The organism is Neisseria sp. HMSC70E02, assembly GCF_001838645.1.
Taxonomy (GTDB): Bacteria; Pseudomonadota; Gammaproteobacteria; order Burkholderiales; family Neisseriaceae; genus Neisseria; species Neisseria macacae.
In genome coordinates, this window is sequence record NZ_KV838068.1 from 1 (window position 1) to 11,268 (window position 11,268).

The 11,268-nt window shown below is 48.3% G+C and carries 11 protein-coding genes; 1 reads left to right on the plus strand and 10 read right to left on the minus strand.

Annotated elements, in window-relative coordinates; all coding sequences use genetic code 11:
• Positions 1-188: 188 nt before the first annotated feature.
• From HMPREF3277_RS01880 to cmk, 10 genes are all read right to left on the minus strand, one after another.
• Positions 189-500, minus strand: coding sequence for a hypothetical protein (locus HMPREF3277_RS01880; RefSeq protein ID WP_070869873.1), 312 nt, complete (start codon positions 498-500; stop codon positions 189-191).
• Positions 501-990: 490 nt separating this feature from the next.
• The gene (gene ispG, locus HMPREF3277_RS01890; protein ID WP_070869874.1) at positions 991-2,256 is read right to left on the minus strand and encodes a flavodoxin-dependent (E)-4-hydroxy-3-methylbut-2-enyl-diphosphate synthase; all 1,266 of its coding nucleotides are present in this window, start codon (positions 2,254-2,256) and stop codon (positions 991-993) included.
• A 2-nt stretch (positions 2,257-2,258) separates the two neighbouring features.
• Entirely contained in the window at positions 2,259-3,131 is an 873-nt protein-coding gene (locus tag HMPREF3277_RS01895; protein WP_070869875.1) for a helix-turn-helix domain-containing protein, read from the minus strand.
• Between the two features lie 4 nt (positions 3,132-3,135).
• On the minus strand, positions 3,136-3,891 hold the full coding sequence (gene pilW, locus HMPREF3277_RS01900) for a type IV pilus biogenesis/stability protein PilW (protein WP_003759214.1): 756 nt from the start codon (positions 3,889-3,891) through the stop codon (positions 3,136-3,138).
• A gap of 2 nt (positions 3,892-3,893) precedes the next feature.
• Entirely contained in the window at positions 3,894-4,988 is a 1,095-nt protein-coding gene (rlmN, locus tag HMPREF3277_RS01905; protein ID WP_009312955.1) for a dual-specificity RNA methyltransferase RlmN, read from the minus strand.
• A 265-nt stretch (positions 4,989-5,253) separates the two neighbouring features.
• Entirely contained in the window at positions 5,254-5,679 is a 426-nt protein-coding gene (ndk, locus tag HMPREF3277_RS01910) for a nucleoside-diphosphate kinase (protein ID WP_070869876.1), read from the minus strand.
• Positions 5,680-5,797: 118 nt separating this feature from the next.
• Positions 5,798-6,934: a cell division protein ZapE gene (zapE, locus tag HMPREF3277_RS01915; RefSeq protein ID WP_070869877.1), complete on the minus strand. Its 1,137-nt coding sequence runs from the start codon at positions 6,932-6,934 to the stop codon at positions 5,798-5,800.
• Positions 6,935-7,288: 354 nt separating this feature from the next.
• A complete protein-coding gene (locus tag HMPREF3277_RS01920; RefSeq protein ID WP_003744632.1) occupies positions 7,289-7,603 on the minus strand; it encodes an integration host factor subunit beta in 315 nt (104 codons plus the stop codon).
• 10 nt (positions 7,604-7,613) lie between these two features.
• Positions 7,614-9,299 (minus strand): 30S ribosomal protein S1, encoded by a 1,686-nt coding sequence (gene rpsA, locus HMPREF3277_RS01925; RefSeq protein ID WP_003759201.1) that lies wholly within the window; start codon positions 9,297-9,299, stop codon positions 7,614-7,616.
• 155 nt (positions 9,300-9,454) lie between these two features.
• Positions 9,455-10,114 (minus strand): (d)CMP kinase, encoded by a 660-nt coding sequence (gene cmk, locus HMPREF3277_RS01930; protein ID WP_070869878.1) that lies wholly within the window; start codon positions 10,112-10,114, stop codon positions 9,455-9,457.
• A gap of 336 nt (positions 10,115-10,450) precedes the next feature.
• Here cmk and HMPREF3277_RS15555 point away from each other — a divergent pair.
• A partial coding sequence (locus HMPREF3277_RS15555) for a uracil-xanthine permease family protein (RefSeq protein WP_246830747.1) occupies positions 10,451-11,268 on the plus strand: 818 nt, incomplete at its 3' end.

Here is an 11,268-nt window from a genome sequence, read left to right on the forward strand (position 1 = left end):
TATGAGTGTCCAAGATTTGGGGGCCAGTTCAAAGTCCACTGATTTCAGACGACCTTATTGGGTTATTGTTCAATTTATACGTTTTGTATAGTGGATTAAATTTAAATCAGGACAAGGCGCCGAAGCCGCAGACAGTACAGATAGTACGGCAAGGCGAGGTAACGCCGTACTGGTTTAAAGTTAATCCACTATAATGTATAGGTTTTCATATTAAAAGATATTACTTGTGATACCAAATCGTTGTTATCAAAAAATACAATTATCCGATTGTTATCATAATCTCCATCAGTATCCGGCAACCAGCATGCGGAAATATGTGAATTCTGATAATTTGAGTCGTAATAATCAGAATCAAAAAAATATTTAATTTCAACCCATTTTCCGCAAGGAAATTCAAATAATCTTTTTAAATAATCGTTCTTTTTTTCTAAAACAAAATCATCTAGTAACAAATCTAATTCGACTGCTGATTTAAGCTCTTCATCTGAGGAAGGTTTCATGATGTCTCCTTATTGAACAAATGATTTAAGATGAACAATCGCTTCTAATTTTACCTGACCAATCTTACCCGCATTGATAGCTGCCGGTAAGTTTTACAGTGTGGTTACGTCATTAAGGTCGTCTGAAAAACGTTTTCAGACGACCTTAATGCTTGATTGGGATTCGAACTTAAGCCTCTATCCAAAGGATGCTGCTCAAAGGGAACTTTGGGAATAATGCGCCGATGCAGGGCTTCTTTGCGGTAATGAAGACGGAGTGTTTTGCCGTGCAGGGGGAATTGATGATGGACGAATTGATGAAACAGATAGAGGATTATATGGATTCCTATAATCAGGAACGTTGCAGTTCGAAATTGAAAAGCCGGGTCCTGTCACATATAGAACCCGGCTTATATAGAGCGATTGAATAGGCTTTTATGAATGTCCAAGACCTTAGGAGCAGTTCAGTTTTTGCCCGAACGTTTTTCAGACGACCTTTTATCTATGTTTATCAAGCAGACTGTATCGGGATGATACGGTTTTGATTGCGTTTTGCACCGCCTTCGCAATAATTGACTTTGACGTATTCTTCGACAATCTCTAAGAATTCGGCTGCGATGTTGTCGCCTTTTAAAGTCACTTTGCGTTCTCCGTCAACATAAACCGGGGCAACAGGGGTTTCGCCGGTTCCGGGTAGGCTGATGCCGATGTCTGCCAGTTTGCTTTCGCCCGGTCCGTTAACGACGCAGCCCATGACGGCAACGTTTAAAGATTCTACACCGGGGTAAAGGGTGCGCCATACGGTCATTTTTTGGCGAAGGTAATTTTGTACATCTTGGGCAAGCTCTTGGAAGACTGTGCTGGTGGTGCGTCCGCAGCCCGGGCAGGCGGTAACCATGGGGGTAAACGAGCGCAGTCCCATGGTTTGTAGAATTTCTTGGCCGACGATGACTTCCTGCGTGCGCGAACTGCCGGGTTCGGGAGTCAGGGAAATGCGGATGGTGTCGCCGATGCCTTCTTGAAGCAGTACGGCCAAGGCGGCAGTCGAAGCGACAATGCCTTTGCTGCCCATACCTGCTTCCGTCAAGCCTAAGTGGAGCGGATATTGGCAGCGGCTGCCCAGCTTGCGGTAAACCTGAATCAAATCTTGAACGGAGCTGACCTTGCACGACAAGATGATTTTGTTTTCAGGCAAACCTAATCGGACGGCTTTTTCAGCAGATTCCAACGCCGAAATAATCAAGGCTTCTTTCATGATTTCTTCGGGAGGTTTGGGCGATGAGGACGCCAGATTGGCATCCATCATGCGCTTGGCGAGGCTTTGGTCAAGCGAACCCCAGTTGACGCCGATACGGACGGCTTTGTCGTTTTCGGCGGCAGTCCGAATCATATAGGCAAATTTTTCATCGCCTTTTGCGCCTTTGCCGACATTGCCGGGGTTGATGCGGTATTTGGACAAGGCTTTGCCGCACTCGGGAAATTCCGCCAACAGACGTTCGCCATTGAAATGGAAGTCGCCAATCAGCGGGGTGGTGTAACCCATGTCGTCCAAACGCTGGCGGATTTCGGCAACTTTGGAGGCGGCTTCCGGGCTGTTGACGGTAATGCGCACCATTTCTGAGCCTGCATCGCTCAATTCTTTGACTTGCAGGGCGGTTGCTTTAGCATCTGCGGTGTCGGTATTGGTCATCGATTGCACGACAACGGAGGCATCCGAACCGACGGTGAGATGATCGATTTGTACTTGATGGGTTTGGCGGCGTTTGGGTGTGTTCATCTTTATTTTTTTCCTGCTACAAAGGAAGCTGATTTTTCACCGGCAACCCGGTATTCTGCCAGATTGATGGTTGTCCCGCCGTAATTGGCTTGTGCACCTGTGGCAATACCGATCCAGACATTGTAGGGCGCACCGCCTTTAAAACGCCTTTCGCTTCCTGCGGGAATGATCCGGCTGAAAATCATGGTGCCTTTCTTGTCGGTGATAATCAGATTGCTTCGGTATTGGACTTTAATCCAAAGCTCGTCTGAATCGACTTTGACTTCAGGTGCGGATGCCGCTGCTTCGGATGTGGCGACACTTGAAGCTGCTTTTTCGGCATTGGATATTTCTTGTTTGCCGTTTTCTGCCATATTGGAAACGGCAACATTTTCTTTTTTCAAATCCGGCGTCTGCATACTGTTGCGTACTGCATCGCTGTTTTGCGCGACTTGTTGTTCGTTTTCATGATTGGACTTGCTTTGCCAAACATAAATACCGCCGCCAAGCAGGATGAGCGCCGCCATGCCCAAAACCCATTTGGGAAAACCGACTTTTTCACCATCTTGGTAGTTCAAGCCGGCATTTTGTTTGCGATCAACCAGATAGACATGGTCTTCTTCCGGCGCGGAAATGGCTTTCAGACGACCTGTAATGGTTGTTTCATCGATTTTCAACAGGCGGGCATAAGAACGCAGATAGCCCATAACGAAGACCAACCCTGAAAAGAAAGAATAGTCTCCTTTTTCAAGTGCTTCAATTTGTTCGGCAGACAGTTTCAACCGTCGTGCTACTTCGTCAATATCCCAACCTGATTTGTGTCTGAATTGTCCCAGCTCATCACCCAATGATTTGGCAGCTTGAATGTCGTATTCGTTTTTCTTTTGATTTTCCATGTGGTTACTTACCTGTGGTTACTGCCTGTAATTGTTCCGAATAGGGGAAGTTTGCCCTTAACTGGGCTTCGTATTCGTAGGCTGCCTGGCTATTGCCCAAAGCGGTTGCCAATTTCCAACCCAGCAGCAAATCATCTGCCTGCAAAACATCGACTTTGCTTTGGTATTGGCGGAAATAATAGTCCGCTTCGTTTAAATTGCCTGCCAGCATTTTGGTTCTTGCCAATTCTTTAAACGCAGGCGGGAATTGAGGTTGCGCAGCCAAAGAGCGTTCGAGATAAGCTTCTGCCAGCGAATATTGTCCCATCTTCGCGCTGCAAATGCCCTTGTTGAGGTTGGCGATAAACGGAGAAGGATAAGTCGGATCGGCCAGGGCTTTGTCAAAATAACTGATGGACTGGGCGGGATTATTCATCTCGCTGCACAAGAACCAGCCATAGTTATTGTTGATTTCCGCATTGTCAGGTTTCAAGGATAGGGCTTTTTGGAAGCTTTCCTGCGCCTTTTCGCGCACTTTGAGATATTGATAGATTTGCGCGCGAACCAGCCATGCATCTTCATTGCTGCTGTCTGCTTTCAATGCCTCTTCAATGCTTACCGTTGCTTGACGGTAATCGCCCCCGCGCATGTATTCGATAGCCAACTGGGTTTTGATATTGGCGACCTGTGTCGCACGTTCCGCTCTGCTTGGACCTTTCGGGCCGGCGCATGCGCCCAAAACTAAAGTTAGAATAATGGGTTGCCAAATGTTCAGTTTCATAATCAGCTCTGTTGTTCAACCAAAATCTGCTGCCATTTTTGTTGGCGGCGTGTTTTATCTTGTACTTGTCCTGCCAATTGACCGCAAGCTGCGTCAATATCGTCGCCACGCGTTTTACGGACGGTTACCACGAATCCTGCCTGCTGCAAAATATCGCGGAAAACGCGGATATTTTCATTGGTAGATCGTTCGTAGCCGGAATTGGGGAAAGGATTGAACGGAATCAGATTGAATTTGCACGGTACGTCTTTTACCAGCTCAATCAGTTCGCGCGCATGTTGCGCTTTGTCATTAATTCCGTCCAACATAACATATTCAAAAGTAATGAAATCTCTTGGTGCTTTGACCAAATAGCGTTGGCATGCCGCCATCAACTCTTTCAACGGATATTTTTTATTCAGCGGAACGATTTGATCGCGTACTTCGTCGTTGGAAGCATGAAGGGATACTGCCAGCGCAACAGGCATCGCATCGCGCAGCCTGTCCATTTGAGGCACCATACCTGATGTAGAAACGGTAACGCGGCGGCGGCTTAGGCCGTAGCCATGATCGTCCAGCATGATGCTCAGCGCAGTAACGACATTATCAAAGTTCGCCATCGGCTCGCCCATGCCCATCATGACTACATTGGAAATCACGCGTTCGTTTTTCGGCGTAACGCCCATTGCTTTATTTGCCCACCACAGTTGCCCAATGATTTCGGCAGCGGTCAGATTACGGTTGAAACCTTGGCGGCCGGTAGAACAGAAGGTGCATTCCAATGCGCAGCCGACTTGAGAGGAAATACACAACGTACCGCGTTCTGCTTCGGGAATAAACACTGTTTCCACGCCGTTGCCCGTTCCTACATCCAACAGCCATTTGCGCGTACCGTCGGTGGATTCTTGCGCCATCATCAGTTTGGGCACATCCACGCTTGCCTGTTCGTTGAGTTTCAGGCGCAGGGATTTTGCCAAATCGGTCATTTCATCGAAACTTTGCGCACCGGCTTGGTGAATCCAGCGCATCACTTGTTTGGCGCGGAACGGTTTTTCACCCATCTCGGCAAAATGATGGGTCAGTCCGTTTAAATCGTAATTCAGCAGATTGGTTTTCATGTGGTTTATTTCTTGGTAAAGCTTTTAAATAAAGGCTGCCGTTGGTTATAAGTCTTGTGAATCTGATGGAGAAGGGAGCTTCGCAACAGTCTGGAAAATTTCCCCAATCTTTTTTAGCAAACAGCTTTTATTCTCAAGCTTCTTCTATCATATTTTCAGACGACCTTTGTTTTAGAAAGGTCGTCTGAAAACAGATTTAGACAAACAATATCGACAAAACCGTCCAAACGCCCGAACCGGTCGGACGTTCGAACGGCATTTATCGTTAACGCGGGCAGATTTCGCTTTGGCTGAAGAAGTAGGCAATCTCGATTGCTGCATTTTCCAGACTGTCAGAGCCATGTACGGCGTTTACGCTGAGAGATTCGGCAAAATCGGCACGTATCGTACCGGGAACGGCTTCTGCAGGGTTGGTCGCGCCCATCAGTTCACGGTTTTTTGCAACGGCATTTTCACCTTCCAACACCTGAATCATGACAGGACCGCTGGTCATAAAGGCAACCAAGCTGTCGTAAAAAGGACGCTCTTTATGGACAGCATAAAACTCTTGGGCTTCGCGCACGCTGAGGTGCTTCATTTTGGCGGCGACAATACGCAGTCCGTTGTCTTCAAAACGGCTGTAAATTTTGCCGATTACATTTTTACCTACAGCATCGGGTTTAACGATGGAAATCGTGCGCTCAATAGCCATATTATGTCCTTGTTTTTATTGCGTTGTGCAATAGTCTTAGGTTGGGGAAAATGAACTGCTATTTTATCAAATTTCAGTATACTTTGGGAAAAGCCGCTCTTTTTTCTTCTCCTGAATCTTATTTTTTCAACGTCAGATGCGGTTGCTCCAAATAAACTTCCGATTGCATTTCCACCATACGGCTGGCAGTACGGGTAAATTCTTCGGCGAAATCGCCTTCGACATAAATATCGTTTACGCCTACCGCGCTGGTGGCACAGAGTTTTACTCGGAAATCGTACAATACGTCAATCAGCCATGTAAGGCGGCGCGCTTCGGCTTTTTCCTGCGGCGTCAGGCGTTCCAATCCTGATACGAACACCATTTCATAATGTTCGGCCAAATAGAGGTAATCGGCTTGCGAACGCGGACCAAAGCATAAAGCGCGGAAATCGAACCAAATGGCACGGTCGGATTGGGCTTTGTGCGGAATTTCACGTCCGTGTATTACGCTGACGCCGGGGTTCAGTTCGGGAATTCCCGCCATTTCTTTAAACAAATCAGCCAATTTCTGCTCGTTTTCTTCATTATTGGGAACGAAGAAAATCTCGGCAGGACGTAAAGTGCGCAGGCGGTAGTCTTCTCCGCCGTCAACATTTAAGACGGTCAGGCTGGATTCAATCAGCGCGATGGTCGGCAGAAAACTGCTTCTGTTTTGACCTTGGGGATAAAGCTCGGACGGGGCATAGTTGGAAGTTGCCACCAAAACCACGCCTTCGCTCAACAAGTTTTCCAGCAGGCGACCCAGAATCATCGCATCCGCAATGTCGCTGACGTGGAATTCGTCAAAACACAATACGCGGGTCTCTTTGGCAATCTCAGCAGCAACTGCTTTTAAAGGATTGGCTTCACTTTTCAAGTCTTTCAAACGCTTATGGATTTCCGCCATAAAAGCATGAAAGTGGACACGGCGTTTGCGGCGGTATGGCAAGCAGCCGAAAAAAGCGTCCATCAAGAAACTTTTGCCGCGACCCACGCCGCCATAAAAATACAGACCTTTCGGCACTTGGGGAGAGCGCAGGCTGCGTCCTAGGAAACGATTGCGTTTGCGTTTGAACATCATCAGTTCCGTCCACAAACGATCCAAATATTCAATCGCCCGCGCCTGTGCTTCATCGCGGATGAAATTCGGTTGTTCGGCTGCAGCCTGATACCAAGTCAGCGGGCTGTGGTTTTCAAACGGAGGGGCGACAAACAGTTGACCTCTATCACTCATATCTGACCTTTATTATGTTTTTGGGTTTGACAATTATAGTGGATTAACTTTAAACCAGTACGGCGTTACCTCTCCTTAGCTCAAAGAGAACGATTCTCTAAGGTGCTGAAGCACCAAGTGAATCGGTTCCGTACTATCTGTACTGTCTACGGCTTCGTCGCCTTGTCCTGATTTATGTTAATTCCACTATACGTTTTATCAACGGGCAATCATTAAAAGAAACGTATTATAGATGATTTCAGACGACCCTATGAATTTTCCATTACAAATTCCGCCCAAATTACGAAAACAATAGAGAACCATATTTTCAGACAATAAAAACGCCGCATTTCTGCGGCGTTCGTTTACTCAGGTTTAGTTGGCATTTTCTTGTAAAGCCAAGTCCACACGTTCACGCAATTCCTTACCGGGTTTGAAGTGAGGGACGTGTTTTTCAGGCACTTCCACACGTTCTCCGGTTTTGGGGTTGCGTCCGATACGGGCCGGGCGATGGTTCAAATCGAAGCTGCCGAAGCCACGGATTTCAATACGCTGACCGCGAGCCAGCGAGCGGGTCATGGTATCAACCAAAACCTTTACGCTGTATTCGACGTCTTTTGCCAGCAATTGGTTACCGTTTTTCTCGGCAAAAACTTCTGCCAAACGAACCATTAATTCAGACTTCGTCATGTCTGCAACCTTATTCTTGGTCGCCGGACAGTTTGGCTTTCAGCAAGTCGCCGAGGCTGGTAGTACCTGCGCTGGCGGTTGCAGCAGCGTTGACTGAATTCAGGGCTTCGCGGTTTTCTTTAGCGTCTTTAGCTTTAACAGACAGGCGGATGCTGCGGTTTTTGCGGTCGACGGTTACGATAACGGCTTCAACCTCGTCACCTTCTTTCAGTTTGGTGGTCAGGTCTTCAACGCGGTCGGCTGCGAATTCGGAAGCAGGCAGGTAGCCTTCTACTTCGTCAGACAGGGCAACAACGGCACCTTTGGCGTCAACAGATTTCACAGAACCTTTAACCAAAGAACCTTTGTCGTTTACGCTGATGAAGTTACCGAAAGGGTCGCCTTCCAGTTGTTTGATGCCCAAAGAGATGCGCTCTTTGTCAACGTCGATTGCCAATACAACGGCTTCAACCTCTTCGCCTTTTTTGTATTTGCGTACAGCTTCTTCGCCGGCTTCAGTCCAAGACAGGTCGGACAGGTGAACCAGACCGTCGATACCGCCGGGCAGGCCTACGAACACGCCGAAGTCAGTGATGGATTTAACCGCACCGGAGATTTTGTCGCCTTTGTTGTGGTTGGCGGCAAATTCTTCCCAAGGATTGGCTTGGCATTGTTTCATGCCCAAAGAGATACGGCGGCGGTCTTCGTCGATTTCCAGAATCATGACTTCGACTTCGTCGCCCAATTGTACGACTTTGCTTGGGTGTACGTTTTTGTTGGTCCAGTCCATTTCGGAAACGTGTACCAAACCTTCGATACCTTGTTCGATTTCAACGAACGCACCGTAGTCGGTCAGGTTGGATACTTTACCGAACAGGCGGGTACCTTGCGGGTAACGACGGGTCAGGCCGCTCCAAGGATCTTCGCCCAATTGTTTCATACCCAGAGAAACGCGTTGTTTGTCTTGGTCGAATTTCAGGACTTTGGCTTCAACTTCTTGACCGACTTCCAGAACTTCGCTCGGGTGTTTCACACGGCGCCATGCCAGGTCGGTGATGTGCAACAGGCCGTCGATGCCGCCCAAGTCAACGAATGCACCGTAGTCGGTGATGTTTTTAACGATACCTTTGATGATAGAGCCTTCTTGCAGGTTTTCCAGCAGGGCTTTGCGCTCTTCACCCAAAGTAGCTTCCAGAACGGCGCGGCGGGAAACCACGACGTTGTTGCGTTTTTTGTCCAGTTTGATGACTTTGAATTCGATTTCTTTGCCTTCAAAGTGGGAAGTGTCTTTAACGGGACGTACGTCAACCAAAGAACCCGGCAGGAATGCGCGGATGCTGTTGATCATAACGGTCAGGCCGCCTTTGACTTTGCCATTGATAACGCCGGACAGGATGTCGCCGTTTTCCATCGCTTCTTCCAAAGCGATCCAGTCGGCAGCGCGTTTGGCTTTTTCGCGGGACAGTTTGGTTTCGCCGAAGCCGTTTTCAACGGATTCGATGGTAACGGTAACGAAATCGCCAACTTTAACTTCAATCTCGCCCTGAGCGTTTTTGAATTCAGCAACGTCAATCAGAGATTCTGATTTCAGACCTGCATTAACGGTAACGAAGTTTTGATCGATTGCCACGACTTCGGCAGTAATCACCTCACCCGGGTTCATTTCTTGCAGGGTAAAGCTTTCTTCAAGCAACTGGGCAAAATTTTCCATAGTCATATATACTCTTTTCGGTACACCGCCAAGGGGTGCGGGGTAGGTTGGAGGATGCCTGCCGCCCTTGGCACGGCAGGCTTTGAAAATAAATATTTCAGACGACCTTTAGATGCTCCAAAGGTCGTCTGAAACAAAACGCAGGGATTATACCCTAAATTTCAAACTTTATGATACCAATCAAGCACTTTTTTTACAGCTTCTTCGATACTCAGCCCGCTCGTATCCAAAAGTTCCGCGTCGGGAAGCTGCTTTAAGGGCGCGACGCTGCGGCGGCGGTCCGCTTCATCGCGTGCCTCGATGTCCGACAAAATCCGTTCAAATTCCAAGCCTTCGCATGGAATGCCGATTTGTTTGGCGCGGCGTTCCGCCCGTATTTTCGCACCTGCGGTCAGAAAAACCTTTAACGCCGCATCGGGGAAAACAACCGAACCCATATCGCGCCCGTCGGCGACCAAACCTTTTTCGGTCAGAAAATCACGCTGCCGCTGCAAAAGCGCGGCACGCACTTTCGGCAACTGCGCCACTGCAGAAGCGCCCATGCCGATGGCTTCGCTGCGGATTTGTCCCGAAACGTCTTCATCATCCAAAAAGACCTGAGTGCCTTCAAAGCGGGCAGGCAGATTTTCTGCCAGCGCGGCAACCGCCTCTTCATCATTCCATTCCACATCCCGTTTCTTTGCATACAGCGCGGTCAGGCGGTATAACGCGCCGGAGTCCAGATAATCGAACCCCAAAGCCTGAGCGACACGGGAGGCGACCGTACCTTTTCCCGATGCACTGGGTCCGTCTATGGCGATGACTTTTTGTTTGGTATTCATATTTTGGCTTTCTGAGAATAATGTAGGAGGTCGTCTGAAAGGACGTATCAGGCAGGCATTATATAGATAATTGTTTAATAATGAGAACCGAGGTCGTCTGAAAAAGCGTTTCAGACGACCTCTGGTGTTAATTGTAGCTTGGATATAAACCTGACTTTATTTTTATTGTTTTCGTTTGGGTAATTCAGATGAAGATTTGGCAGGTTAGGAGTAGGGCAGTTCAGTTTTGTTTTCAGGGGCTTGGAATATTTAATGGATTATTTGTAAATTAATGTTCATTTATGGGGTGAAACTGTATAATTCCCGCCGTTTGAATTGATTTGACGAGGCTTTTTGATGAACCAGCTTAAATTGGCGGTTTCCGGCGCGCAGATTTTGTTTGTGGCGTTCGGAGCGATGGTGCTTGTTCCGCTTTTGACCAAACTGAATCCTTCTTTAGCACTTTTGGGGGCGGGTATCGGTACGCTGCTCTTTCAAATAGTCACCAAGCGTAAAGTGCCGATTTTCCTCGGCTCTTCTTTTGCCTTTATTGCGCCGATTATCTACTCCCTCGAAACATGGGGCCTGCCTTCGACCATGTTCGGGCTGTTTGCGGCGGGTTTTATGTATTTCGTGTTTGCCGGATTGATCAGATGGCGCGGGCTGGCTACGGTCAACCGGCTGCTGCCGCCTGTGGTTATCGGGCCTGTGATTATGGTCATTGGCTTGTCTGTCGCTGCAGCCGCAAGTGAAATGGCAATGGGCAAATCCAGCGGAAAGCAAGTAATAGACTATGCGGATGCGCTGATTTTGTCGGGCTTTACGTTTGCCGTTACGGTGGTTGTATCGGTTTTCGGCAGCCGTATGATGAAACTGGTTCCGATTTTAATCGGCGTGGCTGCAGGCTATATTTTGGCTTTGGTCATGGGCTTGGTAGATACCGCCACCATCGCGGCTGCGCCGTGGTTTGAAGTACCACATTTTGAAACACCGCAAGTCAACTGGCAGGCAGCGCTGTTTATGCTGCCCGTCGCCATCGCGCCCGCCATCGAACACATCGGCGGCATCATGGCCATCGGCAATGTAACGGGCAACAACTACACCAAAGACCCGGGCTTGGATAAAACGCTGGCGGGCGACGGCTTGGGCGTATGTGTGGCAGGTTTGATTGGCGG